The 25,288-nt window shown below is 63.0% G+C and carries 23 protein-coding genes; 12 read left to right on the forward strand and 11 right to left on the reverse strand.

Annotated elements, in window-relative coordinates; all coding sequences use genetic code 11:
• Positions 1-174: 174 nt before the first annotated feature.
• The 3 genes from AC0L3C_RS01810 to AC0L3C_RS01820 are packed head-to-tail and all read right to left on the reverse strand — an operon-like array spanning position 175 to position 3,283.
• Positions 175-1,167, reverse strand: coding sequence for a Bug family tripartite tricarboxylate transporter substrate binding protein (locus AC0L3C_RS01810; protein WP_473406997.1), 993 nt, complete (start codon positions 1,165-1,167; stop codon positions 175-177).
• A gap of 52 nt (positions 1,168-1,219) precedes the next feature.
• Positions 1,220-2,479: a CaiB/BaiF CoA transferase family protein gene (locus AC0L3C_RS01815; RefSeq protein WP_473406998.1), complete on the reverse strand. Its 1,260-nt coding sequence runs from the start codon at positions 2,477-2,479 to the stop codon at positions 1,220-1,222.
• 9 nt (positions 2,480-2,488) lie between these two features.
• A complete protein-coding gene (locus AC0L3C_RS01820) occupies positions 2,489-3,283 on the reverse strand; it encodes an enoyl-CoA hydratase/isomerase family protein (protein ID WP_473406999.1) in 795 nt (264 codons plus the stop codon).
• A gap of 119 nt (positions 3,284-3,402) precedes the next feature.
• Here AC0L3C_RS01820 and AC0L3C_RS01825 point away from each other — a divergent pair, with 119 nt between their 5' ends.
• The 6 genes from AC0L3C_RS01825 to AC0L3C_RS01850 all read left to right on the forward strand — a co-directional run bounded on the left by AC0L3C_RS01825 (position 3,403) and on the right by AC0L3C_RS01850 (position 7,380).
• The gene (locus AC0L3C_RS01825) at positions 3,403-4,068 is read left to right on the forward strand and encodes a GntR family transcriptional regulator (RefSeq protein ID WP_473256921.1); all 666 of its coding nucleotides are present in this window, start codon (positions 3,403-3,405) and stop codon (positions 4,066-4,068) included.
• Positions 4,069-4,257: 189 nt separating this feature from the next.
• Complete coding sequence (locus AC0L3C_RS01830) at positions 4,258-5,229, forward strand: MBL fold metallo-hydrolase (protein ID WP_473407000.1); 972 nt, start codon at positions 4,258-4,260, stop codon at positions 5,227-5,229.
• Positions 5,230-5,429: 200 nt separating this feature from the next.
• The gene (locus tag AC0L3C_RS01835; protein WP_473407001.1) at positions 5,430-6,875 is read left to right on the forward strand and encodes an L-lactate MFS transporter; all 1,446 of its coding nucleotides are present in this window, start codon (positions 5,430-5,432) and stop codon (positions 6,873-6,875) included.
• The gene (locus AC0L3C_RS01840; protein WP_473278071.1) at positions 6,872-7,027 is read left to right on the forward strand and encodes a hypothetical protein; all 156 of its coding nucleotides are present in this window, start codon (positions 6,872-6,874) and stop codon (positions 7,025-7,027) included. The genes AC0L3C_RS01835 and AC0L3C_RS01840 overlap by 4 nt, the downstream gene beginning before the upstream one ends.
• A gap of 7 nt (positions 7,028-7,034) precedes the next feature.
• Positions 7,035-7,160: an MFS transporter small subunit gene (locus AC0L3C_RS01845; protein ID WP_473278070.1), complete on the forward strand. Its 126-nt coding sequence runs from the start codon at positions 7,035-7,037 to the stop codon at positions 7,158-7,160.
• A 10-nt stretch (positions 7,161-7,170) separates the two neighbouring features.
• Positions 7,171-7,380, forward strand: coding sequence for a hypothetical protein (locus AC0L3C_RS01850; RefSeq protein ID WP_473407002.1), 210 nt, complete (start codon positions 7,171-7,173; stop codon positions 7,378-7,380).
• A gap of 27 nt (positions 7,381-7,407) precedes the next feature.
• Here the strand turns inward: AC0L3C_RS01850 and AC0L3C_RS01855 are convergent, their stop codons facing one another.
• The 3 genes from AC0L3C_RS01855 to AC0L3C_RS01865 all read right to left on the reverse strand — a co-directional run bounded on the left by AC0L3C_RS01855 (position 7,408) and on the right by AC0L3C_RS01865 (position 13,332).
• Positions 7,408-8,301, reverse strand: a complete 894-nt coding sequence (locus AC0L3C_RS01855) for a LysR family transcriptional regulator (RefSeq protein ID WP_473407003.1) — start codon at positions 8,299-8,301, stop codon at positions 7,408-7,410.
• 280 nt (positions 8,302-8,581) lie between these two features.
• Positions 8,582-11,731: an ATP-binding protein gene (locus AC0L3C_RS01860; RefSeq protein WP_473407004.1), complete on the reverse strand. Its 3,150-nt coding sequence runs from the start codon at positions 11,729-11,731 to the stop codon at positions 8,582-8,584.
• 242 nt (positions 11,732-11,973) lie between these two features.
• Positions 11,974-13,332: an FAD-binding protein gene (locus tag AC0L3C_RS01865; protein ID WP_473256929.1), complete on the reverse strand. Its 1,359-nt coding sequence runs from the start codon at positions 13,330-13,332 to the stop codon at positions 11,974-11,976.
• Between the two features lie 326 nt (positions 13,333-13,658).
• Here AC0L3C_RS01865 and AC0L3C_RS01870 point away from each other — a divergent pair, with 326 nt between their 5' ends.
• Together AC0L3C_RS01870 and AC0L3C_RS01875 are read left to right on the forward strand one after the other, a co-directional pair.
• Positions 13,659-15,479 carry a peroxidase family protein gene (locus AC0L3C_RS01870; protein ID WP_473407005.1) on the forward strand — a complete coding sequence of 607 codons (1,821 nt, stop codon included), beginning with the start codon at positions 13,659-13,661 and terminating at the stop codon, positions 15,477-15,479.
• Positions 15,480-15,482: 3 nt separating this feature from the next.
• Entirely contained in the window at positions 15,483-16,427 is a 945-nt protein-coding gene (locus tag AC0L3C_RS01875) for a hypothetical protein (RefSeq protein ID WP_473256930.1), read from the forward strand.
• On the opposite strand, the gene AC0L3C_RS01880 is transcribed toward AC0L3C_RS01875, so the two are convergent.
• The gene (locus AC0L3C_RS01880) at positions 16,424-17,152 is read right to left on the reverse strand and encodes a haloacid dehalogenase type II (RefSeq protein ID WP_473407006.1); all 729 of its coding nucleotides are present in this window, start codon (positions 17,150-17,152) and stop codon (positions 16,424-16,426) included. The genes AC0L3C_RS01875 and AC0L3C_RS01880 overlap by 4 nt on opposite strands.
• 116 nt (positions 17,153-17,268) lie before the next feature.
• On the opposite strand from AC0L3C_RS01880, the gene AC0L3C_RS01885 reads away from it, so the two are divergent.
• Positions 17,269-17,700 carry a DUF3772 domain-containing protein gene (locus AC0L3C_RS01885; protein WP_473407007.1) on the forward strand — a complete coding sequence of 144 codons (432 nt, stop codon included), beginning with the start codon at positions 17,269-17,271 and terminating at the stop codon, positions 17,698-17,700.
• A gap of 143 nt (positions 17,701-17,843) precedes the next feature.
• On the forward strand, positions 17,844-18,509 hold the full coding sequence (locus AC0L3C_RS01890) for a hypothetical protein (RefSeq protein ID WP_473407008.1): 666 nt from the start codon (positions 17,844-17,846) through the stop codon (positions 18,507-18,509).
• 91 nt (positions 18,510-18,600) lie between these two features.
• Here AC0L3C_RS01890 and glpX read toward each other — a convergent pair whose 3' ends face one another.
• The 4 genes from glpX to AC0L3C_RS01910 form a co-directional block, all read right to left on the reverse strand.
• On the reverse strand, positions 18,601-19,602 hold the full coding sequence (glpX, locus tag AC0L3C_RS01895; RefSeq protein WP_473256933.1) for a class II fructose-bisphosphatase: 1,002 nt from the start codon (positions 19,600-19,602) through the stop codon (positions 18,601-18,603).
• A 96-nt stretch (positions 19,603-19,698) separates the two neighbouring features.
• Entirely contained in the window at positions 19,699-21,015 is a 1,317-nt protein-coding gene (locus tag AC0L3C_RS01900) for a homoserine dehydrogenase (RefSeq protein ID WP_473256934.1), read from the reverse strand.
• Between the two features lie 29 nt (positions 21,016-21,044).
• Positions 21,045-22,265 (reverse strand): LL-diaminopimelate aminotransferase, encoded by a 1,221-nt coding sequence (locus AC0L3C_RS01905; protein ID WP_018454429.1) that lies wholly within the window; start codon positions 22,263-22,265, stop codon positions 21,045-21,047.
• Between the two features lie 214 nt (positions 22,266-22,479).
• A complete protein-coding gene (locus AC0L3C_RS01910) occupies positions 22,480-22,755 on the reverse strand; it encodes a hypothetical protein (protein ID WP_027517741.1) in 276 nt (91 codons plus the stop codon).
• Between the two features lie 254 nt (positions 22,756-23,009).
• On the opposite strand from AC0L3C_RS01910, the gene AC0L3C_RS01915 reads away from it, so the two are divergent.
• Positions 23,010-24,818, forward strand: a complete 1,809-nt coding sequence (locus tag AC0L3C_RS01915; RefSeq protein WP_473256935.1) for a PHA/PHB synthase family protein — start codon at positions 23,010-23,012, stop codon at positions 24,816-24,818.
• A gap of 65 nt (positions 24,819-24,883) precedes the next feature.
• Positions 24,884-25,282: an MAPEG family protein gene (locus tag AC0L3C_RS01920; protein ID WP_007591527.1), complete on the forward strand. Its 399-nt coding sequence runs from the start codon at positions 24,884-24,886 to the stop codon at positions 25,280-25,282.
• The last annotated feature ends 6 nt before the right edge of the window (positions 25,283-25,288 follow it).

The raw sequence follows: 25,288 nt of genomic DNA on the forward strand, positions 1-25,288 counted from the left end.
CCCCCCCCCCCCCGCGCCGCCCCCCCCCCCCCCCCCCCGCCCCCGCGGGGGGCCCCCCGCCCGGCCCCCCCCCCCCCCCCCCCCCCCCCCCCCCCCACGGCGGAGTTTGTGGCACGAACGCCGAGATGTAGCTGGAAGGCCTGTCCACGTGGTCACCCATGCAAGAGTGCCGTCCTACTTCACCAACCAGCCCTGCTCGCCCGCGACCTGCTTGACGCGCTCGAGGTCCTCCTTGATGAATTTGTCGAGCTCGTCCCCGGTCAGGAACGTGTCGATTTGGGAGCTCTTCTCGATGTAGTCCTTCCAGTCCGGTGTCGCCTGCACCTTTTTCATCAGGTCAACATAGAATGCGGCCTGGTCCGGGGTGACCTTGCCGGGGAGCCACACTGTCCGCGGCTGCTCATATTGCTTGATGTCGAGGCCCTGCTCGACACAGGTCGGAACGTCGCCCCAGCCCTCGGTCGCGGTGACCTTGGCACCCTGCGGCAGCCGCTTCGGACTGAAAACGCAAAGCGGTCGTTGCGTTCCACCGCGCCATTGCCCGAGACTTTCGCTGGGATTGTTGACGTGGGAGTCGAGATGGCCGCCGGCGAGCTGCACGGCGGTCTCGGCGCCGCTCTTGAAAGGGATATAGGTCAGCTTGATGTGGCCGGCCTTCTCGATCATGCGGGTCAGCACCTCGTCGGTGTCCTTCGACTGCGCGCCGCCCATCTTGAATTCGCCCGACGCGGCCGCCTTCAGATAGTCGCCCGCCGTCTTGTACGGCGCGTCCTGCTTGACCCAGAGCAGGAACTCGTCCTGCGCCATCGCCGCGATCGCAGTGAGATCGGTGTAGTTGAAGGCGACCTTGGAGACGAGCGGCTGCTGCCAGGCATTCGACGTGCCGAAGATCACCTTGTAGGGATCGCCGGCGGATGCCTTGCCGTAAACATAGCCTTCCGCGCCGCTGCCGCCCCCTTTGTTGACGACGACGATCGGCTGCTCCACCAGCTTGTGCTTGGTGATGATGTTCTGCACCGCGCGCGCGAGATTGTCCGTGCCGCCGCCGGGCCCGGCGGTCGCCACGAACTCGATCGGCTTTTGCGGCTGCCAGGCGCTGAGCGCCGGCATCGTACCGGCGAGCACAATTGCGGCGGCGGAGAGCAGAAGTGTTGACGTCCGACCCATGATGTCCTCCAGCTGATTTTTGTCTCTTGTTCTTGTTTTTCTCGACGTCCGGTCAGGCGACGCGTTCCTCGCGTCTTCCTGAGGCCGTGACGATCGCGCCTTCTTTTTCGAGCGCTTCGATCTGCTTCTGGTCGAACCCGTGCTCGACCAGCACCTCGCTTGTATGCTCACCGTAGACCGGCGCGCCGGTGCGCACTTTGCCTGGGGTCTCCGAAAACTTGACCGGCAAGCCGATGGTCTTCACCGGACCGAGCGTGGAATGCTCGACCTCGACCACCATCTCGCGCGCCAGCGTCTGCGGATCGCGAAGCGCCTCCAGCATGTCGTGCACGGGTCCGCACGGCACGCCCTTCTCGTCCAGCGCCGCGAGCCAGTGCGCCCGCGTGCGGGTGCGGAAGCGCTCGCTCAGAACGGCTTCGAGCTCCTTCAGATTGGCCATGCGGTCGGCGCCGTTGATGAAACGCGGATCGGAGGCGAGCTCACTCGCGCAGAGGGCGTCCAGCATCAACAGCCAGTGCTTCTTGTTGGCGCCACCGACCACCAGCCAGCCGTCCGAGGCCTCGAAGGCCTGGTACGGCGCATTGAGCGGATGGGCCGAACCCATGGCGCGCGGCGCGGTGCCCGCCGCGAGCGCGATGGTCGATTGCCAGTAGGTCTGCACCAGCGCGGCCTCGTAGAGCGAGGTCTCGACCCACTGCCCTTCGCCGGTCTTGAGACGATGCGTGTAGGCCGCGAGGATACCCATGCTCGCGAGCAGACCGGCGGTGATGTCGGACAGCGGCGGACCGCATTTCACGGGCGGACCATCGGGACGTTCGCCGGTAAAGCTCATGATGCCGCTCATGGCCTGGGCGACCAGATCGAAGCCACGGCGATGCTTGTAGGGTCCGGTGCGGCCAAAGCCCGACAGCGAGCAATAGATCAGCGCTGGATGCTGCTTGTGCAGATCGTCGTAGCCGAAGCCAAGGCGCTCCATGGCGCCCGGCGCAAAGTTCTCGACCAGCACGTCGGCGCCCGCGATCAGCCGCCGCAAGACCTGCTTGCCGCCATCGGTCTTCAGATCCAGCACGATGCCGCGCTTGTTGCGGTTCATCATCAGGAAGGAGGCCGCCTCGTCGCCAATCTTCGGCGGCACCGAATGGCGGGTGTCGTCACCGTTCGGCGATTTCTCGATCTTGATGACGTCGGCGCCCATGTCGGCCAGCATCAAAGTGCAGGTTGGCCCCGCCATGACATGGGTGAGATCGATGACCTTGAGGCCGGCAAGCGGCCCCGAACGGCGGGAGGTTGATTGCGGGCGATCGCTTTGCATCGGGGCGTCCTATTGGCCGCGCCATTTCGGCGCGCGCTTGGTGAGGAAAGCATCGAGCCCTTCGCGAAAATCCTGGCTCGTGTAGCACATCAGGATGAGGTCCTCGCCTTCGTCCGGCGTCAGCCGCCTTTGCAGGCGCGCAACGGCCTGCTTGGTCGCATTCAGCGTCAGCGGCGCGTGACTGGCGAGCAATCGCGCAACTTCGTCTGCGCGCCTGTCGAGCGCCGCAAGATCCTCGACGACTTCGCCGAGCAGCCCGACACTCGCGGCCTCCGTCGCGTCAACCAGCCGCGCGGTGAAGATCAGATCCTTGACGCGGGCAGCGCCGATCAGTGCGGTGAGACGACTGACATTGGACATCGACAGGCAATTGCCGAGCGTGCGGGCAATGGGAAAGCCGATTTTCGCGCTTTGGGTGCCGATGCGGAGGTCGCAGGCCGCGGCAATGCCCGCGCCGCCGCCGGTGCAGAACCCGTTGATCGCGGCGATCGTCGGCACGCGGCACTGTTCGAGCGTGGTCAGCACCCGATCGATGCGGTTCTCGTAGTCGATCGCGTCCTGCGGTGACTTGAAATCGCGGAACTGATTGATGTCGGTGCCCGCGGCAAACGCCTTGTCGCCGGCACCGCGCAGCACCAGCACCTTGACCGCGTGATCGTCGTTGATCTCCTCGCAGATCGCGGCAAGCCGCTCGTACATCGCGAAGGTGAAGGCGTTGCGGGCCTGCGGACGGTTGAAGGTGATCCGTCCGATACCGTCCTGACGCTCGAAAACGAGGTCTTCCGCCACCACCTGCTGGTCCATTTCCTCAATGTCCTTCTGCTTTTTTACATTTTTGAATGCAAAATAATCGATTTACAAGCTGGAACTTGCATTAATTCGCATCTAGCTTCTATTTTTGCATTCAAATGGACTTCAGACCCATGCTTCATGAGGAAGTCGTCGGCCGCATCCGGACCATCCTGCTCGACGGCGAAATTCCACCGGGCGCGCGGATTCCCGAGCGCGAGCTGTGCGAGCGGCTTCAGATATCGCGCACGCCGCTCCGCGAGGCGCTCAAGGTGCTTGCCGCCGAAGGGCTCGTGCAGCTCCTGCCGCATCGCGGTTCGCGTGCGGCAAAACTGACCGACAAGGACATGCGCGACCTGTTCGAGGTCTGCCAGGGTCTCGAGGCACTCGCCGGAGAACTCGCCTGCGAGCGCATCACGGACGCCGAGATCGACGCGATCGCCGGCGCGCACGCGGACATGGTGCATCATCATCGCGAGGGCGACCTGATCCAGTACTATCGCGGCAACCGCGCCATTCACGAAGGCATCGTCGCTGCGGCCGGAAACCCGGTGCTTGCGGGGCTGTATGCGTCGGTGACCGCGCGCATCCGCCGCGCGCGTTATGTCACGCCGATGACGCCCGAGCGCTGGGCGGTCGCTGTGAAGGAGCACGACGCCATCCTGAATGCACTGCAGAGGCGCGACGGCGTCGGCCTCGCCCATATCCTGCGCGCGCATTTGCGCCACAAGCGCGAAGAGGTTTTACAGGCGGGCTTTGCCGAAACGGAAGGCAGTGACCTGGTGCCGCGGATTGCGTGAGACGGCATTCGCGACGCGGAAAGAAACTTGCGGCCCCGCGACAACGCGCGGTCAAGAGACACAATCGCGACACAATCATTGATTGCATTCAACTGTACGGTCGGATCGTGCTGACGCGAGGCGATCGGCGCAGGCCGAAATAACGCGCAAACAATTGCGCAAAACAAAAGACAAAAGCGGAGGAAACGCATGACAATCGATGTCTCACGTCGCGCCTTGTTCGCCCTCGGGGCTGGCCTTGGTGCCAGCGCAATGCTCGGCAGCAGCGCGATAGCGCGCGCTCCCAAGCTCGGCACCCAGACGCCTTACTGGCACCGCTTCGTTCTCGGCGATGCCGAAGTCACCATCGTCTCCGACGGCCCGCTGCCGCTCGGCGATCCCTCCGGCACCTTCACCGGCGTTCCCAAGGAAGAGGTGAAGAAGATGCTGGCAGACAACTTCCTGTCGCCGGACAATGTCGTGCTCGAACAGAACTCGCCGATCGTCAACACCGGAGACAAGCTCATCCTGTTCGATACCGGCATGGGCAGTTCCAAGCTGTTCGGCGCCACCACCGGACGGCAACAGAAGAGCATGACCGAAGCAGGCATCAAGCCCGGCGACATCGATGCGGTGGTCTGTTCGCATGCCCATATCGACCACATCGGGGGCATCGTGGACGACGGCGGCAAGCCGCTGTTTCCGAACGCGCAGATCTACATCTCGCAGACCGATTTCGACTTCTGGACCGACGAAGGCAAGCTCGGCAGCGACGCCAAGGATTTCGTCGTTCACGCCCGCAAGAACCTGCTGCCGGTGCGCGACCGCATCGTGTTCTTCAAGGATGGCCAGGAATTCCTGCCCGGCGTTCAGGCGATCGCAGCGCCCGGTCACACCGTCGGCCATACCATCTTCATGGTCTCGTCGGCCGGCAAGTCCTTCGCCTTCATGGGCGACCTCTCGCACCATTCGGTGCTGCTGCTGGAGCGGCCGCGGATGGAATTCTCCTACGATACCGATCCCAAGCAGGCAGCCGAGTCACGCGTAAAACTGCTGACCATGCTTGCGGCGAACAAGATCCCGGTGATGTCCTATCACTTCGCCTGGCCGGGCTACGGCCATGTCGCCAAGGCCGGCGAAGGATTCCACTATTATCCCGAACCGATGCAGATGACTTTGTAGATCGTCGAGGTCCGGGCAGCGCCCGCTGCCCGGACTAGTTGCTTCCCGCCCAACACGCTTTTTATATCCAATATTCCGATTTAATCGGCCAATATTATTCGTTTGTCAAAATCGTCCTCCTGCGTAGCCTAGGCAGCGCGGCTATCGCCCGCGCCCTGAACGGCCGCCTCCAAGAATGGCGAAGCACGAGGAGGATGAAGATGACGACGACGCTCGACGCATCGGGAATGCCTGCACGCTCGCTACTGCGGTTTCTCGATCGCGAGCATACGATCGCAAGGCCGGGCTATAGCCGATGGATGGTGCCGCCCGCGGCGCTTTGCGTGCACCTCTGCATCGGGCAGGCCTATGCCTTCAGCGTCTTCAACCTGCCGATGACCAAGCTGATCGGCGTCACGCAATCGGCGCCCGGCGACTGGAAACTGACCGAGCTCGGCTGGATCTTTTCCATTGCGATGGTGTTCCTCGGACTGTCGGCCGCGGTGTTCGGACGCTGGGTCGAGGAAGGCGGCCCGCGGCGCGCGATGTTCACCGCCGGCGTCGCCTGGGCGAGCGCCTTCCTGATCTCGGCACTCGGCGTGTATCTCCACAATCTCTGGATCATCTATCTCGGCTACGGCGTGGTCGGCGGCTGCGCGCTTGGCATCGGCTACATCTCTCCGGTTTCGACGCTGATGAAGTGGTTTCCCGACCGGCCGGGCATGGCGACGGGCATGGCGATCATGGGCTTTGGCGGCGGCGCACTGATCGCCTCCCCCTTCTCGGTCTGGCTGATGAGCAAGTTCGCCAGCGCGACCGACGTCGGCGTGCTCGGCGCCTTCATCACGCTCGGCTGCGTCTATTTCGTCTTCATGATGGTCGGGTCCGCAATCGTGCGCGTGCCCGCGCCGGGCTGGAAACCGGACGGTTACGTGCCGCCGACAACCGCGACCAAGCTGATGACGAAGAATGACGTGTTCGTCTACCAGGCAATCAAGACGCCGCAGTTCTGGCTGATCTGGATCGTCTTGTTCTGCAACACCACGGCCGGCATCGGCGTGCTCGGCCAAGCCTCGGCGATGAGCCAGGAGATGTTCCCGGGGCACATCACCGCGGTCGCGGCCGCCGGTCTCGTCGGCCTGATGAGCCTGTTCAACATGGGCGGACGCTTCAGCTGGGCCTCATTGTCCGACTTCATCGGACGCAAGAACACCTATTTCGTCTACATGGTACTCGGCTTCGCGCTTTACGTGACCGTGCCGTATGCCGGCGCGAGCGGCAATGTCGTGCTGTTCGTGCTGTGCTTCCTGATCATCGTCAGCATGTATGGCGGCGGATTCTCGACGGTGCCGGCCTATCTGCGCGACATGTTCGGCACCCGCTATGTCGGAGCCATCCACGGCATCCTGCTCACGGCATGGTCCATGGCCGGCATCGCCGGACCGGTACTGATCAATTACATCCGCGAATACAACGTCACCCACGGGGTGCCGAAGGCGCAGGCCTACAACACCACCATGTACATCATGGCTGGACTGCTCGTGGTCGGCTTCCTCGCCAACCTCTGCGTCCGCGCCGTCGACAAGCGCCATCACATGAAAGACGACAACGCAGGTTTCGAGCCGGCGCGCGCTTGGGCCGCGGCGGAACAGAAGGAGCGACCATGACAACGACATCGCGAAGCGAAGCGTCATTCTCCCAGCTGCTGCTGAGCTGGATCACCCATCGTGTGTCCCGGATGACGGCGATCGAGCCGTCCCATCGCGCCAGCGAGATCGCTGCCGCCGCCGCGGCGAGCAACAATCCCTCGGGAGCATGACGTCATCATGCATCATGCCAAAATCGTAAAAACCACGCCGCTGCAATTGGCGCTGGCCTGGAGCTTCGCAGGCATCCCCTTGCTTGCGGGCGTCATCCAGACCCTGCTCAACGCGATGAAGCTGTTCCAGTAGGCACGAACCCATGCGCTCGACGGACAAGCCCGCAACGCGCGTCGGCGGCGCGCGGCAATTGATCGCCGATGAGGGCTTTACCTTCTGCATGCTGGCCGCGGTGTTCGCCGCTGCGGTTTTTGCGTTCGGCTTCGACGCGACCCCGGACATCGTCATCGCCATGCTCGCGATCGGCGTGGTCACGGCCGTCGCCGAAACCCACTTGCACCGCCTGCGCTAGTACCCTCCGCCCGCTGCGAGCCTGCTGTCAGTGGCGTTTGCGCACGCTCCGCGCCGGCGTTTCCGTCACGCGCCGCGCTTGCTCGGCGGCGAGGTCGCGCATGATCACAATGGCGTTCTGTACATGGTCGTCCGACTGGTCGACCGAATAGACGACATAGGCCGGCATGGAGAACTTCGGCGCGCCGGCCACCAGGTGCAGGCGCCGCGCCTTCAGCAGCGGCTCGACGATCCGGTGCGCGAAGTAGCCGGAGCCGCCGTTTGCCAGAACATGCTGAAGCCCAAGCCAGCCGATATTGGCAGTCAGCGCGGGCCCCGCAAAATTGGGGAAGACGGCGCTGTGGCGGGCATAGAATTCCGGCCCCCAGTCGACATAGACGTAGCCTTCCTGCGGCTCGGGTTCGCTTTTAGGATTGGTCGAGACCAGCACCAATTGCTCCTCGATCAGCAGCTCGACTTTCAGGCCGGGCCGGCTTTGCGGCGTGTACATCACGCCGATGTCGATGCGGCCCTCGACCAGCCCCTGCATCAACTCGGGCTCGAGCGCGCTCTCGGCGCGGATGGAGATTTGCGGATTGGCCTCCTGCATGCGCGGCAGCCAGAGCAGCAGAAACTCCTCCCACAGCCCGATGCGGCCGCCAATCACCAACGCCCCGCTAAAGCCCTTGGGAACGCCGACATCATGCCGGGCTTGCTCGACGGTGCGCACCAGGGTCGAGGCGTGACGCTGGAATTGGCGCCCGGCTGCCGTCAGCGTCGCCCCGGCCTTGTTGCGCACGAACAGCGTGCAGCCAAGCAGGTCTTCGAGGCTCTGGATCCGCGTGCTGACGGTGGATTGACTGACGTGAAGCCGCTCGGCGGCCGTAATGAAATTGCCCGTCGCGACCACGGTCAGGAATGTACGCGCAAGCTCGGTATCCAAGGGCGGGCCTCACATCGACATAGTCGATATGAAAGGCGCTCTCTTGAGGGATGTCAAACCGTAGAAAGGCTGCCTAGCACCCCGAGCTTGTCCGCCATTCAGCCAAGATCCTTAGCACGGTGTCCCGATTGCCGGATGCCTCGATCAACCCTCTGGAGCGGACCGTATTCGATCGGCCTTACCCATGAAAGCGGTCAACCCGATCTTCTGCGCGGCGGCGAAATCGCCGATGCGCACCGTCTCGCCGGACGATGTCCTGATCGACCCCGGATCTGAGCCGTCAGCGCGAGCGCTCCTGGAGGGAGTGCAACAGCCTGCTGGCCTCCGGACGATCGCCGCCGTCCGGCTGACCGACAAAAAATTGCAGTTCGTGATGCAGGAGCGTCCGGGCGCGCTCGGTCTCTCCTTTGGCGGCGAGCAGGCGCGCAAGACTCTCCGCGGCACGTAGGCCAAATCCGTGCTGGCCACGACGATTGGCAAGCGCGAGCGCCAGCTCGAAGTTCCGCTCGGCCAGCGAAGTGTCGTTGATCTGCGCATGTGCGGCAAATCGCCCTTCGATGCGCAGGCACTCGGCCTCATACCAGTAATTGCCACCCCGCCCGAAGACGTTGCGCGCCTGATCGAGACAACGCCGTGCGTCTGCCAGACGGTCGGCGCGGACATAGGCCTCAGCCAACCAGCAGAGGTAAGTGGGCAGCCAATAGACGAGGTGCGCCGTCTGCAGAAAATCGCGCTGCTTCTCAAGCAGATCGATGCCTTCCGCGAGGCGGCCGCTTTCAACGTCGGCCCAACCGAGAAATGTCCGTGCCACCGAGACCCAGAGCGGAAGCTCCCGTCTGATCGCCCCATCGAGCGTCTGCTGGGCGAGCGCCCGCACCGTCTGCACGTCCCGCTCCAGCGTGTAGAGCATGCAGGCGTGGGCATAGGCGTAACCGAGGGTATGGGCATGCGACAATTGCTGCGCGTGTCGAAGTGCCTCTCGGCCGTGCGTGACCGCGTCGGCAACTCGGCCCACCAGCCAGTAGCAGATGCACAGGTTGGACAGGCTCGTGATCTGCACGTCAGTGCCGTATGTCACGCCCGTCGCGCGGTCGGCGGCAGCATCGTAGAGTTTGGCGGCCCGATCGAGATGGACGCACGCCTGCTCGGTCTCCCCATCGAGCAGCGACGTGCCGAGCAGGCGGTGGCCCACCATCCGATCGGCCCTCGTTCCCTTTTGCTCGGCGAGCGTCAGAAAATCCCGCGCCAGCGTGCCGGCCTCCCGCACGTTGCTTGCAACACGCAAATAAGACCATCTTGCGTACAGCGCCGGAAAGATGCGCGGATCGTTGTCGAGGGCACGGCAGAGCTCGATGGCGCGGCTGCTGACGTCAGCGACCGCATCGGCGCCGAATCCCTGCAGCGCGATCGTGGGTCCGATCAGCGCGATCTGGGCGTTCAGCTCCAGATTGTCCCGTTCAAGTCCCGCCGGAAGCTTCCTGATCTCCTCCAGCGCCATATTGAGCTCGGCGACGGCTTCCAGATTAGCCGAACGTTCTGCTGCCTGCTGGGCCGCCTTGAGCCGCATCTGTGCCGCCCGGGAGGTGCGCCCGGCCTCGGACAGATGCTGCGCAAGATAGCCGGGTTCGGTGATGGCAACCTCCGGCAGATGGAGCTCGATCTCTGCAGCCACGCGGTCGTGAAGCTCTCGTCTCTGCCGTTTGAGAAGCGAATAATAGGCAACGTCCCGGACCAGCGCATGCTTGAAGGAGTAGACCTTTTCGTCGTCGTTGCGCTCAAGTCCTATCAGTCCAGACGCTCGCAGCCGCTCGAGGGCCGGTTCGAGGCCATCTTCAAGCTCGCCGGCGACGGCAGCAAGAAGCCGATGCGGAAAGCTTCGGCCGATCACCGACGCGAGCTGCGCGACCGCCTTGGCATTGCCAAGGCGCTCGAGACGCAGCATCAGGGAGTCGTAGAGCGCCGATGGCACTTCTGAAGGTCCGCTGCCGCCGGCCGTTCGGACGCCCGGATCGACTTGGCCAGTTTCCAGGGCCGCCGCCGCCAGCTCTTCCACGAACAGCGGCACACCGTCCGATCGCGCCACAATCTGCTGGATCAGCTGGTTTGATAGCTGTTTGTCGCGCACGACCGATCCGGCAAGATAGCGGCAGTGCTCATCGTCGAGACGCTGAAGCACTATACGCAGGATCGTGGGCGACACGTGACCAAGCACGGATGCCCGGCTGGTGACCACTAGGAGATTCCGCGTACCGCCGATCTGGCCGGCAATTCGCTCGACGATCTCGATTGTCGATGGATCGGCCCAGTGAAAATCCTCAATCAGGATCAGGCCGGCTTCGCCGCGCGTTTGCGAGATCAACAGCCGCACTGCCGCATCACGCGTCTTTCGACGCTGCTCCTGCGCGTCGGGAATGATCGGGCCTGACGCCGCCGGCACCGCCAAGCCGAGCATCCGGCCGATCAGCGTCAACTGCTCCTCATCGCCGCCGGACGTCGCGGCCACGAAATCACGCAGACGCGCCAAATTCGCCTCGGCGTCTCCATCCCTGCCGATGCCGACGCGCTGCTCGAGCGCCCTCATGATCGGGTATAGCGGCGTGTTCTGATGCGGGGCGGAGGCCTGGATCACCAGCATCAGGTCGTCCGGCAGCGCGGCCCTTTCGATCAGCTCCAATGCCAGGCGCGATTTTCCGATCCCGGGCTCCCCGGTGATCTCCACCGTACGCCCCTGCCCGGTCCGCACCAGCTCCCACGCTTGCAGCAGCTGGTCCATTTCAGCGACCCTGCCCACCAGGCGCGAGGCATTGCGACGGCGTGCACGATGGCCGCCGCCATCTTCCAACGCCTCGCTCACGACGAGAAAGACCTCGACTTTTCGCGACAATCCCTTGAGCGAACGCATACCGAGCGGTTGCAGGGCGAATTTGCCGCGGAGGAGACGCCTGGTCTCACCGCTGATCACGAGTGAATTGGGCTCGCCCATTTCCAGCAACCGGAATGCGACGTTAGGCGTTTCGCCGACGATCTCCGTCGCATCGTGCACATGGCCCGGCCCCGCCTTGCCGATCACCGCAACGCCCGTATGGACCCCGATCCGAACGCGAAGCGGTTCCTGGATCGCCGCGATGGCGCGCTCGCTCAATTCGTGAAGTGCCCGCAACAACACAAGGCCGGCGCGTACCGCGCTCTCGGCCTCGTTCTCCGATGCGAGGGGATAGCCGAATTCCGCACGGATGCCGTCGCCGATGTAGTTGACGACGCTACCTCCGGCATTGCTGATGCATTGCGAGCTTATCGCCTGGAATTCCAGCAATATTTCGCGCAGATCCTCAATGTCGCAACGCTCGGAGAGGCCCGTTGAATCAACGACGTCGCAGAACAGAACGGTGAGCTGCCGGCGTTCGGGTACTCTGTCGTGAGGGTCGTCCATTACTCATCCCGGAATTCTGACAATGTTCCGCGGTTCGATTGGCGCCGCTACCGTTTCCTGAGCGCGCAGAGATTGCGCCATTCTCTTGAGAGAAGTCCACCTCTTGAGAGAAGTCTACGCCGCCGTGGGTGACAATCAATCAGCCACACTGTCCGACCACGTCGCACGAAATTTCCGGTCCAGGTCGGATATTGCAGGCACGTCAACTTCCGTATCACGGCTCCAGGCTGGCCATAACCGGCTCAGAGCAGATTGGCAAAAAACGGGTTCAGCATACGCCCGTGCGGATCCTCCAGCCTGACTTGCGCAGAAAACTGCGTCCATCGCGCTCCATACGCGGCCGTGACATGCTGCCGCGTGACGAACGGACTCTGATTCAGCAAAGGAATGCCATTCCTCTTGTGCGCGAACTCATTGAACTCCTCCAAAAACCCGTCCCACGCCGGCCTGTCCGTAAAAGCGTGAATGGGGTCGACCGAAAAAACGTCTCCGTCATGCGAGTAGGACAACAACGAATGCTCGTCTTTCCGGATGAAGTAGGAGCCAAGCGCCATGTTGCAGCGAAAGTCATGATCCTCGAAATATTTTTCGCTGAAGTCCACGTAGTCGCGCAGCACACTCAGCCATTCAGAGCGCGGAAATGCCCAGAATGTAAATGCATATCGCGCCGACGGCGGCGTCTTGCTGTAGTCGATGGTCTTGTCGGGATTGTACAGCGTCGCCCCGCCGACCAAGTGCAGGAATGACATCAACAACCGGCTGCCAACGAACCACGTGTCGAGCGACGCATCCCGGAGAGGCTTGGTCGGGATGCTGCTGTCGATAAACCTGCCAACGCGGGCTTCCGTATGGTTCCAGAGGGTACGGCGGCCGGCGGCGAACAGCGACCCTAACGGCCCAACCCTGTCGACAGGATGCCGCGTCTGGAAATGCGCCTTTCGACCGACCGTCCAACAGATCAGGCCTCGCGATGCATCGATGATTCCATCCACTTCCTTCTCGGTCAGCTCTCCGATCGGGCGCGGCAAATATCTAAAGTGGACCGCTTCCAGCGCCTTGATGCGAAACGTCACCTCGTAGATGACGCCGCACAGGCCGTAACTCGAGCGCATCAAGTACATCAGTTGCGGGTTTTTATCCTCCGATGCTTCCGCCAACCCGCCGCTGGGCGTCACCCATTTCATCGCTGTGATGTACGAGCCGACCTGCCCAAACTCGCCGCCGTCCAGGCCGTCCTTGGTGTGGCAGCAGGCCGCCGCACCGAGCGTCATGTTCCCGATTTCGATATTGGTCAGAAACTGGAGGTTCATCGCCCGCAATAGCCGCGATGCAGCAATGAACTGGAGACCGGCCTCGGCCGTGAACGTCATGCTGTGTGGATCGATCTTGTGGATGCGGCTCATCCCGGACATGTCGATGATCGTCCCGTCCGAGGACGCGCAAGGCGTCAAGGAATGATAGCTGCCCATCGCCCGAACAGGGCTTGGGTAGCGATCGGCATCCCTGAGGATCGATTGAATCTCGTCGACGGAGCGCGGTGACACCAGCTGCGCGGGAGAGCTTGTGATCCCGCCGTCGTAATTGCGAACCATGATGCCCATCTGCGTCACCCCCTTGACGGCGAAACACGCAACTTAAGATGGCTTTTCGGCCTTGCCGGCGCCGGTGCCAGCCTGGTTCTCACGAGGTGAAGCGCGTTGTCGCGCAGCTTCGCCCCGCTCACGGAAATTCAGCCGGGGCGCCCGATGCACCCACGGCTGTACGCCATCCTATCCGAGCAAACATTTAGCGGACAGCGGAAATCGAACGACCGGGCGACCGCGGCCTCCGGAAAGCCACGTTGGCAAACGGGCATTTTGGTGCTATTGAACTGCATTTACTAGTTGCAAGTTGACTTTATTTCACGCGATTGCGTTTGGGAGCGTCAATGTCCCGCGAGAACGATGGTTTTGGCTTCCATCGTGACCTGCTCCAGGCAATCCTGGATGTTGTCTATCGGGCCATTAACTTCCTTGTGAGATGGGACCACCTGCCGACCCTGCTCGGAGCTGCCAATCTTTCGGTGTTCCGCGACCGGCTGCGCGAGCACAATCTCCACCATACCGGCTACGGCCCGACATCGCCCGGCTGGAGCACCGGCAATGACAGGTGGCGTTCCGCCGACGGCTCGTTCAACAGCCTCGACCATCCGCGCATGGGCATGGCGGGCGCCCGGTTCGGACGCAATTTCCCGCTGCCGGAATGCGTGCCGGACGGCGTCGACGATCTGCTCGAACCCAGTCCGCGCGAAATTTCGACGGAATTGCTGGCGCGCGACCAATTTATTCCCGCGACCAGCCTCAATGTGCTGGCCGCCGCCTGGATTCAGTTCGAAACGCATAATTGGTTCAGTCATGGGGTGCCCGAGCCGGGAAACGAGTTCAAAATCCCGCTAAAAGCGGGCGACCAATGGCCCAAGAATGAGCGGCTCGACGACTGCATGAAGATCCGTCGCACGGTTTGCGACCAGACATCGCGTGAATCGTGGCTCGGCGCCACACCGACATTTCGCAATTTCAACTCGCACTGGTGGGACGCCGGGCAGATCTACGGCAGCGATCGCGCGAGGCAGATGCAGATCCGATCCGGCGTCGATGGGAAGATCAGGGTCGGCGATGATGGGATGCTCCCAGCCGATCCGGTCCATCCGGGTGCCGATCTCACCGGCTTCAATGACAATTGGTGGGTCGGGCTCAGCCTGCTGCACAATCTCTTCGCGCGTGAGCACAATTTCATCTGCGATGGCTTGAAGACCCGGTATCCGGACTGGAATGACGAAGAACTATTCCAGCGTGCGCGCCTGATCAACGCGGCCCTGATCGCCAAGATCCACACCGTCGAATGGACGCCAGGCATCCTCGGCCATCCTGCGCTGGATTTCAGCATGCACGCCAACTGGTCGGGGATACCATACCGGGTGCTGCGCGCAGTGCTCGGCAAGAACAGCGAGGCCGCCTATGGCATCATCGGCTCTCCGACGGACCAGCACAGCGCGCCCTACGCGATGACCGAGGAATTCACCGCTGTCTACCGCCTCCACCCGTTGCTCCCCGACAAGATGGATGTGCGGCGGCTCGATACCACAGAGCCAAAATCTTGCGACTTGGTCAACATGCAGGGGCGCGTCTCCCGCAAGTTCGTTCAGTCTCACGGCTTCGCCAACCTGATGTACTCCTTCGGCACCGCTCATCCCGGCGCCATTCGCCTCCACAATTACCCCAACTTCCTGCGCCAGTTCACTAAAGACGGCCAGCCGCTGCTGGACGTGGCCGCGATAGATATCATGCGCGATCGCGAGCGCGGCGTGCCGCGCTACAATCGTTTCCGCGAGCTGGTCGGCAAGAAGCGCGTCAAGACATTCGAGGAAATCACCAGCATCCCCGGTGCCGCCAAGAAGATGCGCACGATCTACAAGGGCGACGTCGACCGCGTTGATCTGATGGTGGGGCTGTTAGCCGAGGACCTGCCGGACGGTTTTGGCTTCAGCGATACCGCCTTTCGCATCTTCATCCTGATGGCATCGCGGCGTCTCAAGAGCGACCGCTTTTTCACCGACGACTACCGGGCGGAAGTTTACACGAACTTCGGTCTGGACTGGATCCAGAACAACGGAATGAAATCGGTCCTGCTGCGGCATGTGCCGCAACTCGGATCGGCGCTCGAGGGCGTCAACAACGCCTTTGCCCCCTGGAACGTGCTGCGAGGCTGACCCATGGCCCTCATCCTCAGCATTCCGGGCCTCGTCCGCCTCGCTGTCGTCCGCGATCCCGACGAACTGCTCCGCGTCAACAACGCGGGTACCGTCGCCCGCCCACTCTCCGGCCGCGGAGGCCTGTTCAATCGCTCGGTCGCGGCAAAGCTCGCCGTTTTCCGTACGCCCGATGGCGACATCTGGCCGGCGTTTCGCGACCGGCACGATCCATTGCGCGTGGCCCATCAAGCGACCCTCGAATCCGCGCTTTCGAATGTCGAGCCACTGTTGCAACGGATCGCGCCGGAGATCGCCGAGCTCGGCAATTACATCCGCGACGGGCACGCAGATCGCAGCATGGGCGTCGTTGTTCAACAAGCGATAGGCCGGCTCTTCTTCGCCGACTATGTTGCGAGCGAGGAGTCCTACGCCGCCGCGCGCACGTTGCAGGCCTGGCTGTCGGCCTGGCCGCTGCGTGCACACTGGATCAGATGCAGCGGCGCGTTGAAGGCTGCGCTCGATCGAATTGAGGCAGCCTCGCGCGGCGATATGGCTTGCGCGCATGCAACTGCGCTTGCGATGGACAACATCGTGAAGTCGATCGATCTGATGCGCGAGCTGGTGCTTCGCGGCGACAATCTGGCGAAGATCGAACCGCAGGATGCTCTGCTTCGCACGTTGCGCGCGCCCGCGCGCGTGATCCGCGAAGCGCGCGATGGAGACTGTGTTGGTTTGATCCGGCTGCGGTCACGGACGTTGGTGCTGCTAGCGGTCGAGGGCGCCCGACAGCAACGTGCCTCCGACCCGGGATTCGCATTCTTTGCCGATGCGTGGAATCGTTGCCCCGCGCACGGCATTGTCCCCGCGTTGCTCATCGAGGTCTGGCAGGCGGCAAGGACCAACAAGAAGCACAGCGCGACGGGAACGCCACCGCAAGGTGGAGTGCCAACGTCGCGACCGGCCTAGCACCCGAGCTTGTCGGCGATTCCGCCAAAATCCTTGGCGACGATGTCCCAATTGCCGGTGGCCTCGAAATCGACCTTCTGGAGCGGACCGTATTCCGTCGGCCGCGCCACGAAGGCCGTCTTCAGCCCGTTCTTCTGCGCGGCGGCGAGATCGCCGTTGTGGGCGGCGACCATCATCACCTGCTCCGGCTTGAGGCCGAGCAGGCGCGCGGCGCCGAGATAGGTTTCGGGATCGGGCTTGTAGTGCTCGAACAGCTCGGCCGACATGATGAGGTCCCAGGGAAGCCCTGCGAACTTTGCCATGTTGGTCAGCAGCGCGACATTGCCGTTCGACAGCGGCGAGATCACGAATTTCGTCTTCAGCTGCGTCAGGCCCGCCACGCTGTCGGGCCACGGGTGCAGGCGGTGCCAACCCTTGGTGAGGTGATCGAGATCGGCTTCGGTCAGGCCTGGAATCGAAAATTGCGCGACCAGCTTTTCGAGCGAGCGGCGATGCAGATCATCTAACATGACATAGCCGCGCTCGGGATTTTTGCGCACGTCATCCATCGAGGCCATGTACATGCCGCGCCAGCCGTCGACCAAGGCGGTCCAGTCGGCGGAGATGCCGCGGCCCTTCGCCCACCACATGAAGTCCGTGATCAGGCTGGTGCGCCAGTCGACGACGGTGCCGAACACGTCGAAGACGAGGGCTTTGACGGCGGTGAGATCGGAGGTCGTGGTCATGTTTCGCTTCGCGGATTTTCCGCGCTCCGGGTGGCTTTGTCTCAGATGAAGGGCTTTAAAGCATGATCTTTTCCATGCAACAATAGCGCTAGTCCGCCACACCAGACACGCATAAGATGAACAAGGTTACGGGCCTCAACCAGTCGGGGTGCAGCGTATTTGTCATGACCAACCCTGTTGCATTTGTTTTATTAGAGAACGCCGGCCTTCCAGAAGAGAAGGTCCTGGTCGAGACGCTACGCCGCCGACATCCAGGCTTGCATTGGGAGATCAGCACGGCCGCAGCACCTGCGGAAGCCGACGATCTGCTCCTGATCCGCGTGGGCGATCATTTGGCGGGAGTCCTTTTGATGCGTGCGCCAACGCCGATCAATCCGTCGGCGTGGCAACAGGCCTCCTCGGAATGGCCGGAGGCATTGCAGGCGCTGGAGAACCACCGTGCGAACCTGGTCGTCTCAATGACGGGTTCTGCTGCGAAGGGTGCGGAAACCGGGAAGCCCAGTGTGATCGAAAGCACCCGCATCGTCACTGCCGTCGTCGTAGCCTGATTGAGGCGCAGCCTGGCTGTCTGGCCATAGCCTGGAACGGACAATTCGGACGCTCTCCCGAACAGTGGCTAGAGCAGTCCCGCCGATCGTTCGATCCGTTTCCGGATCATCCATACAGCCTATGGATCGAGATTGTTCACTTCGTGAGCGGCAAGACGATTGGGGCTTACACGAAAGGACTATCCGCATTCATCGGACGCGAGATCGAATTTGAGGTGGACGGGCTCGATGAACGCACAGTCACGGCCCGCGTTGCCGGCCTTTCATCCTACCTGATCGCAAACGGCATTGAGGCCGGGCCCAAGAGCGGTGCCGTGTTCGAGGCCGACTCCGAGGTCGATCATCACGTTGCGGTGCTCCATCGCAATTCGCGCTTTCGGATCGGGCCGGTTATCTCGTTCTTTTCTCTTCAAGACCGAGCTGGAAGGCTCAAGACCTACCAGATCATTCCGTCATCTCTCGCGCGAAATCACCCGCTTCTGATCATGCTGGGCAAGGTCGGGCTTTTCGATCCGACGAAGTCCGAAAATCTCATAGAGCTGCGGCCAGATCACTACGTTTCGGAAACTCGCCTGGAGAGCCTCGATGGCGGCGTGTCGCAAGAGCTGTCCAAAATGCTCGCGACCGACGCCTATGCCGAGGCGGACACGAACGCGCGCCGCGCGCTCGCGAGCGGAGACATAGCGTCAGCGACGTCTTTTTTGCAGCCTTGGGCTGAGGAAGTTGGCCAGCTTCAAGAGGCGCTCCAACTCGCTCTGACCTTGTGCGACGCGTTCATGTTCATGCCGGCGGCGGCGCGCCACCCCTAGCGGACACGCGATGGATCAGGTCCGTCGAGGTGCCTACACGGCGGCGTCCGGCTGAACCGGCCGAACGAGCGCACGCGGGATGGTTGCGGACTTAGTCCAAATGGAACTTCGCCAGCTCGCGGTGCTCGGCCTTGATGTAGCGCACCGTGCCGGTGACCGAACGCATCACCACCGTCTCGGTCTCGATCACGCCGTCCTTGCGGAATTTGACGCCCGACAACAGCGAGCCCGTGGTGACGCCGGTGGCGGCGAACAGGCAGTCGCCGCGCGCCATGTCCTCGATGCCGTAGATCATCTTGGGATCGTTGACGCCCATCTTCGCCGCGCGCTCGCGCTTCTCCTCGGAGTCGAGGATGAGACGGCACTGCATTTGGCCGCCGATGCAGCGTAGCGCCACGGCCGCGAGCACGCCTTCCGGCGCGCCGCCGGTGCCGAGATACATGTCGACGCCGGTATTGTCAGGGTCGGCGCAGTGGATCACGCCGGCGACGTCGCCGTCGGTGATGAGGCGCACGGCGGCGCCGGTCGAGCGCACGCTCTCGATGATGCTGGCATGGCGTGGCCGGTCGAGCACGAGAACGGTGATGCCGTCCGGCTTGACGCCCTTGGCCTTGGCAAGGCGGCGGACGTTTTCGGCCGGCGTCGCATCGAGCTCGACGACGCCCTTGTCATAGCCGGGACCGATCGCGAGCTTCTGCATGTAGACGTCGGGCGCATGCAGCAGAGTACCGCCGTCGGCCATCGCCATGGTGGCGATCGACCCCGGCATGTTCTTCGCGCACAGCGTGGTGCCTTCGAGCGGGTCGACCGCGATGTCGACCTGCGGGCCGGCGTTCATGCCGACCTTCTCGCCGATGAAGAGCATCGGCGCTTCATCGCGCTCGCCCTCGCCGATGACGATTGTGCCCTCGATCGGCAGCTTGTTGAGCTCGCGCCGCATTGCATCCACCGCGGCCTGGTCGGCCGCCTTCTCGTTGCCGTGCCCGCGCAGACGCGCCGAAGACACCGCCGCCCGCTCCGTCACACGCACGATCTCCAGCGTGAGAATGCGCTCGAGCAACGCTTGCGGCGGGACTGAAATATGGGTCGACATCGGCTCACTCCTTCGAAACAGTTTTGGACGGACATCTCCGCCGCATCAACTCGTAACACCCACAGTTCGTTCGAACCGTGTCATTGCTAAGCATGCTCAGTTCTTCTCGATCCTGATGACCTGCGGCCGTCCGCTGATCACCTTGTCCTTCTGCACGGCCGCGAGCGCGCGGCGCACGGCGTCCTCGTGCGTGGCATAGGTTATGAGAATGACGGGCACCGGGACCGCCTTGCCGTCTGCCGGCGCAGCGCCGCCATTGGGATGGCGCTGCACGATGGACTCGATCGAAATCTTCTGCTCCGCGAGCCGTGTCGCGATCGCAGCCGCGGTGCCCGGGAAATCGCGTGCCAGAAGGCGGATGTAGTAGCCGCCCTCGTGGCGCTCCATCGGCGCCTTCTTGGTATCGCGCAGCTGTGAAACCGGCCGGCCGAACGGATTGGCGCGGATGCCGCGCGCGACGTCGGCGACGTCGGCGACGACGGCGGATGCGGTCGCAGCGCCGCCGGCACCGGGGCCGACCAGCGTGATCGGCGGGATGCCTTCGCCATCGATCGTGACAGCATTGGTGACACCCATCACCTGTGCGATCGATGAGGATTTTGGAACCATGGTCGGATGCACGCGCTGCTCGATGCCCTTGGCGGTGCGAACGGCGACGCCGAGCAGCTTGAGCCGGTAACCAAGATCGTCGGCGGCACGGAGATCTTCCGGCGCGATGGAGGAGATACCTTCGACATAGACCGCGCTTTGAGCAACTTTCGTGCCGAAAGCGAGGCTGGCGAGAATGGCGAGCTTTTGCGCAGTATCGTGGCCGTCGACGTCGAACGACGGATTGGCCTCGGCATAGCCGAGCCGTTGCGCGTCCTTCAGGCATTCGGCGAAGGACAGGCCCTCCTGCTCCATCCGGGTCAGGATGTAGTTGCAGGTGCCGTTGAGGATGCCGTAGACCCGGTTGATGCCGGTTCCGGCAAGACCTTCGCGTAACGTTTTGATGACAGGGATCGCAGCGCCGACGGCTGCCTCGAAATTCAGCGCGCCGCCGTGCTTTTCGGCGGCCTTTGCCAGCTTGAGACCGTGCTTTGCCAGCAACGCCTTGTTGGCGGTGACGACGGACTTGCCGGCGTTCAGCGCGGCTTCGACCGCCGCCAGCGCGGGATCGCCGGAGCCACCCATCAGCTCGACGAAGCAGTCGATGCCGGGATGCGTGGCGAGGGCGATTGGATCCTTGACCCATTCGACGCCCCGCAGATCGACGCCGCGCTTCTTCGCCTTCGAGCGCGCGGTGACGGCGACGACGCGGATGCCGCGGCCGCTGCGGCCGGCAAGCACGCGCGCCTGCGTTTCAATCAGACGGACAACTTCGGCGCCCACGGTGCCGAGCCCCGCTATGCCCACTTTCAGGGGTGCAACCATGATGCCTTGGAAAACCTGCGGAAGAGAACTTAACGCCGAGTGGCGAGCGGAACGACGTTGTGCAACGTTTCGATGCCGCTTTCAAGGAAGCGGCGCACGCCGCGCGCGGCCTGCCTGATCCGTTGCTCGTTTTCCACCATGGCGATGCGGACATATCCTTCACCATGTTCGCCGAAGCCGACGCCGGGCGAGACCGCGACACCGGATTTCTCCACCATCAGGGTCGCGAACTGCATGCTGCCGACGCTGCGGAAGGCTTCCGGCAGCGGCACCCAGGCGAACATCGATGCTTCCGGCGGCGGGATCTCCCAGCCGGCACGGCCGAACGATTCCACCAGCGCGTCGCGCCGCTTGCGGTAGGTGTCGCGCATCTCCTTGATGCAATCGTCCGGTCCGTTCAGCGCGGCGGTCGCCGCGACCTGGATCGGCGTGAACGCACCGTAGTCGAGATAGGATTTGACGCGGCCGAGTGCCGCAATCACGCGCTCGTTGCCGACCGCGAAGCCCATGCGCCAGCCAGCCATCGAATAGGTCTTCGACATCGAGGTGAACTCGACGGCGACGTCCATCGCGCCCGGCACCTGGAGCACCGAGGGCGGCGGGTTGCTTTCGTCGAAATAGACCTCGGCATAAGCGAGATCGGACAGGATCAGGATCTCGTGCTTCTTCGCGAACGCGACCAGGTCCTTGTAGAAGTCGAGGCTCGCAACATAGGCGGTCGGATTCGAGGGATAGCAGACGACGAGCGCCAGCGGCTTCGGGATCGAATGCACGATCGCCCGCTCGACCGCCTCGAAGAATTGCGGCGTCGGCTCCGAGGGCACCGAGCGGATCACGCCGCCCGCCATCAAGAAGCCGAAGGCGTGAATCGGGTAGCTCGGATTGGGACAAAGGATGACGTCGCCGGGCGCGGTGATCGCCTGCGCCACGTTGGCAAAGCCCTCCTTGGAGCCGAGCGTCGCCACCACCTGGGTGTCGGGATTGAGCTTCACGCCGAAGCGGCGGGCGTAGTAGCCGGCCTGGGCCCGGCGCAGCCCGGGGATGCCGCGGGAGGCCGAATAGCGGTCGGTGCGCGGCTTGCCCAACGTCTCCTTCAACTTCTCCAGCACATGCGCTGGCGCCGGGAGGTCCGGATTGCCCATGCCGAGGTCGATGATGTCGGCGCCGGCATTCCGCGCGGCTGCCTTGGCCCGGTTGACCTGTTCGAACACGTAAGGCGGAAGGCGGCGGATGCGGTAAAACTCTTCCATGGCTCTCTCGGCTCCGGGCAACCGGTCAGGACAGAATCGACAGGCCACAAAGACCAGGCGGACGGCGCCCGCGTCCCTCGCGAAAATTACTCAAGATCAAATACTTAGAGCAATCATCGACAACGGTGACTGAAGTCGTTCGCCCTGACTCTCGGCTGAACTAAGGTCTTTTAGCACGGCGAGCCGGAGGCGCCAGCGATTACCTTGCGGCGCCCTATTTCGCGTCCTTGGTGGCAACCGCCTGACGGTCGCGCGCGGCAGCAAGTTCGGCCTCGATCTTGGCGCGTTGGTCCGGCGGCATGACCGCCTGATCGCGATCCGGCGGCAGATCGTGCACCGGCAGATAGCTACCAGCCTCCCTGGGATGCGCTTGCGCATCGGAAGGCGTCATATCCGCGAGCTGGCTCGAGCAGCCGCCTAAGGCGAGCGTCGCCATCAGCAGCGCGCCACAGATCCGCCGCGACTTTTGCAGGTCCCTCAACGCCAACACTAGGGAAATCCCCACTTCGTCCCAAAGCACGGCCCCGGGGCAACCTTACCCAAGTCCGCGCCCAAGCTCAAACCATTGCTGCCCAAATGGTGCGAGCGAGAAAATAGCCCCAGTCCACCAAGCCGAGCGGTGCGGCTCGATTGTGACGGAACCAAGAAAATTTGTCGCACTGCAACACATCTTCGAGAGTGTTTAACGCCAAACATGCGAGCTTCGCGGTGACGAATACGGAATGAATCGTTACTGTTCGCCTCATGAGTATGGCCACGACCGATACGCCCAAACCCGAGACGAAGTTCGATGCGGAAGCCTTCGCGATGAATGTCGCGCGGGCAATGGAAAGCGGCGGCAAGGCGCTCGCCGCGTACCTGAAGCCGCGCGAGAGCGGCGAGGTGCAGGATCGTCCGCCGGCGGAGCTTACGGAGGTCGTCAAGACCTTCACCGCCGTCGCGGAATACTGGCTGTCGGATACGTCGCGGGCCTCCGAGCTCCAAACCAAGCTCGCCAAGGACTATCTCGACCTCTGGGGCTCGGCGGCGCGCCGCATGGCCGGTCAGGACGCACCGCCTGCGATCGCGCCCTCGCCGCGCGACAAGCGCTTTGCCGATCCGGAATGGAAGTCGAACCAGTTCTTCGATTTCATGATGCAGCTCTACCTGCTCACGACCAAATTTGCGCAGGAGCTTGTGCGGGACGCCGAGGGGCTCGATCCGCAGACCCGCCGCAAGGCCGAATTCTACGTCCAGCAGGTCACCAACGCGATATCGCCGTCCAATTTCGTGCTGACCAATCCGGAAGTGCTGCGCGCGACGGTAGCCAGCAGCGGCGAAAATCTGGCGCGCGGCCTGAAGATGCTGGCCGAGGACATTGCCGCCGGCAAGGGCACGTTGAAGATCCGTCAGTCCGATCCGGACAATCTCGTCGTCGGCGTGAACATGGCGACGACGCCGGGCAAGGTGATCTACCAGAATGAGATGATGCAGCTGATCCAGTATGCGCCGGCGACGGAGAAGGTGCTGCGCACGCCGCTCCTGATCATCCCGCCCTGGATCAACAAGTTCTACATCCTCGATCTCAAGCCGGAGAAATCCTACATCAAGTGGTGCGTCGATCAGGGCATCACCGTGTTCGTGATCTCATGGGTCAATCCCGACAAGCGTCTCGGAGCCAAAAGCTGGGAAGACTACATGAAGGAAGGCCCGCTCACGGCGATGGACGTGATCGAGAAGGTTACCGGCGAGATGAAGGTGCACACCGCCGGCTATTGCGTCGGCGGCACCATGCTCGCGACCACGCTGGCCTGGCTCGCCGAGAAGCGCCGCCAGCGCGTGGCATCCGCGACGTTCTTCGCGGCACAGGTCGACTTCACCCATGCCGGTGATTTGCTCGTGTTCGTCGACGAGGAGCAGATCGCATCGCTCGAGCAGGACATGAAGGCGGCGGGCGTGCTCGAAGGCTCGAAGATGGCGATGGCCTTCAACATGCTGCGCTCCAACGATTTGATCTGGTCCTATGTCGTCAGCAATTACCTCAAGGGCCAGCAGCCGAGCGCGTTCGACCTGCTGCACTGGAATTCGGACGCGACGCGCATGACGGCGTCGAACCATTCGTACTATCTGCGCAATTGCTATCTCGAGAACCGGCTCTCGACCGGCACGTTGGTGCTGGACAACACCCTGCTCGATCTCTCCAAGGTCATGGTGCCGATCTACAATCTCGCAACGCGCGAGGACCACATCGCGCCGGCGGAATCGGTGCTGTACGGCTCCCAGTTCTTCGGCGGTCCGGTGAAATACGTGCTGTCCGGCTCGGGCCATATCGCCGGCGTGGTCAATCCGCCCGCCTCGAACAAATACCAGTACTGGACCAACGACAACCTGAAGTCCGCCAACGTCACCGAGTGGATGAAGGGCGCGGTCGAGCACAAGGGCTCGTGGTGGCCGGACTGGCGGCAATGGCTGGGCGCACTCGATCCCGAGGAAGTCCCGGCCCGCACGGTCGGCAGCGAGGCGTTTCCCCCGATCGAGGACGCGCCCGGCAGCTATGTCAGGGTTCGCGCATAGCAGAATCTTCCGCGCTTTCGTATAAGCTCCACGCCTGCAGCAGAATTTGATGAGGGGACCGGGTTATGACGCGTGAATTGTTCTGGCTGACACTGACGGTGGTCCTGACCGGAATCCTCTGGATTCCCTACACCATCAACCGCTGCCAGATTCGCGGTCTCGGTGGCGCGATGGCCAATCCCTCGCGCACCGACAAGCCGCAATCGGAATGGGCGAACCGGCTGATGTTCGCGCACGACAACGCCGTCGAGAACCTCGTCCTGTTCGCGCCGCTGGTGCTGATCCTGAACGCGATCGACTACTCCTCGAAATGGACGGTGCTTGCTTGCGCCGTCTATTTCTGGTCGCGCGTTGCGCATCTGATCGTCTATGCGCTCGGGATCCCGGTATTCCGCACGTTGGCCTTCACCGTCGGCTTCATCGCGCAGGCCGTGCTGGCCGTCGCGATCTTCAAGGTGGTTTGATCGCAT

Source organism: Bradyrhizobium sp. WSM4872, assembly GCF_055811715.1.

What these genes read in the sequence shown, in the direction of transcription:
- AC0L3C_RS01810 (WP_473406997.1), bottom strand. Translation starts at nt 1,167, where the DNA reads ATGGGTCGGACGTCAACACTTCTGCTCTCCGCCGCCGCAATTGTGCTC.
- AC0L3C_RS01840 (WP_473278071.1), top strand. Translation starts at nt 6,872, where the DNA reads ATGACAACGACATCGCGAAGCGAAGCGTCATTCTCCCAGCTGCTGCTG.
- AC0L3C_RS01860 (WP_473407004.1), bottom strand. Translation starts at nt 11,731, where the DNA reads ATGGACGACCCTCACGACAGAGTACCCGAACGCCGGCAGCTCACCGTT.
- glpX (WP_473256933.1), bottom strand. Translation starts at nt 19,602, where the DNA reads ATGTCGACCCATATTTCAGTCCCGCCGCAAGCGTTGCTCGAGCGCATT.
- AC0L3C_RS01845 (WP_473278070.1), top strand. Translation starts at nt 7,035, where the DNA reads ATGCATCATGCCAAAATCGTAAAAACCACGCCGCTGCAATTGGCGCTG.
- AC0L3C_RS01920 (WP_007591527.1), top strand. Translation starts at nt 24,884, where the DNA reads ATGACGCGTGAATTGTTCTGGCTGACACTGACGGTGGTCCTGACCGGA.
- AC0L3C_RS01870 (WP_473407005.1), top strand. Translation starts at nt 13,659, where the DNA reads ATGTCCCGCGAGAACGATGGTTTTGGCTTCCATCGTGACCTGCTCCAG.
- AC0L3C_RS01880 (WP_473407006.1), bottom strand. Translation starts at nt 17,152, where the DNA reads ATGACCACGACCTCCGATCTCACCGCCGTCAAAGCCCTCGTCTTCGAC.
- AC0L3C_RS01820 (WP_473406999.1), bottom strand. Translation starts at nt 3,283, where the DNA reads ATGGACCAGCAGGTGGTGGCGGAAGACCTCGTTTTCGAGCGTCAGGAC.
- AC0L3C_RS01830 (WP_473407000.1), top strand. Translation starts at nt 4,258, where the DNA reads ATGACAATCGATGTCTCACGTCGCGCCTTGTTCGCCCTCGGGGCTGGC.
- AC0L3C_RS01875 (WP_473256930.1), top strand. Translation starts at nt 15,483, where the DNA reads ATGGCCCTCATCCTCAGCATTCCGGGCCTCGTCCGCCTCGCTGTCGTC.
- AC0L3C_RS01850 (WP_473407002.1), top strand. Translation starts at nt 7,171, where the DNA reads ATGCGCTCGACGGACAAGCCCGCAACGCGCGTCGGCGGCGCGCGGCAA.
- AC0L3C_RS01905 (WP_018454429.1), bottom strand. Translation starts at nt 22,265, where the DNA reads ATGGAAGAGTTTTACCGCATCCGCCGCCTTCCGCCTTACGTGTTCGAA.
- AC0L3C_RS01815 (WP_473406998.1), bottom strand. Translation starts at nt 2,479, where the DNA reads ATGCAAAGCGATCGCCCGCAATCAACCTCCCGCCGTTCGGGGCCGCTT.
- AC0L3C_RS01865 (WP_473256929.1), bottom strand. Translation starts at nt 13,332, where the DNA reads ATGGGCATCATGGTTCGCAATTACGACGGCGGGATCACAAGCTCTCCC.
- AC0L3C_RS01825 (WP_473256921.1), top strand. Translation starts at nt 3,403, where the DNA reads ATGCTTCATGAGGAAGTCGTCGGCCGCATCCGGACCATCCTGCTCGAC.
- AC0L3C_RS01915 (WP_473256935.1), top strand. Translation starts at nt 23,010, where the DNA reads ATGAGTATGGCCACGACCGATACGCCCAAACCCGAGACGAAGTTCGAT.
- AC0L3C_RS01835 (WP_473407001.1), top strand. Translation starts at nt 5,430, where the DNA reads ATGACGACGACGCTCGACGCATCGGGAATGCCTGCACGCTCGCTACTG.
- AC0L3C_RS01900 (WP_473256934.1), bottom strand. Translation starts at nt 21,015, where the DNA reads ATGGTTGCACCCCTGAAAGTGGGCATAGCGGGGCTCGGCACCGTGGGC.
- AC0L3C_RS01885 (WP_473407007.1), top strand. Translation starts at nt 17,269, where the DNA reads ATGAACAAGGTTACGGGCCTCAACCAGTCGGGGTGCAGCGTATTTGTC.